Origin of the sequence: Methylobacterium sp. J-072 (genome assembly GCF_022829425.1) — a bacterium.
In the GTDB taxonomy this organism is placed as follows: domain Bacteria; phylum Pseudomonadota; class Alphaproteobacteria; order Rhizobiales; family Beijerinckiaceae; genus Methylobacterium.
Window position 1 is genome coordinate 1 of the sequence record NZ_JAKSYK010000203.1, and the last position, 326, is coordinate 326.

Sequence of the window (326 nt, forward strand, 5' to 3'; positions counted from 1 at the left end):
ATGGATCAGCGAATCCATCGCGACCACGTGGTCGAACCGGCCGAGGCCGGGGTCGAGCATGTCGCCGACGCGGAAATCTATGCTGCCCGCGCCGGGGATCGTTGGCAGCCGTTCCCGGGCGAGGCCGACCAAAGTCGGCGCCAAAGGGCTTGCCCTTTGGGAACCCCTTACTCGCCGATGGCTGCGCCGGCCGGACGGCGGTTGTCGTTGGCGCCGTAGAGCAGGCCCGGACGCATCCGCTCGGTGCGCGTCGCGTCGTTGCCCGAGGAGGGCGCGTCGGCGGCATCCGGCACGGCGGCGCGGATTGCGATCAGCTCCTGCGCGCC

At 71.2% G+C, this 326-nt stretch carries 1 pseudogene; it reads right to left on the bottom strand.

The window, feature by feature from the left end:
• Nucleotides 1–153 (bottom strand): annotated as a pseudogene (locus MKK67_RS26575) (magnesium protoporphyrin IX methyltransferase); the annotation flags it as partial.
• Nucleotides 154–326: the final 173 nt, after the last annotated feature.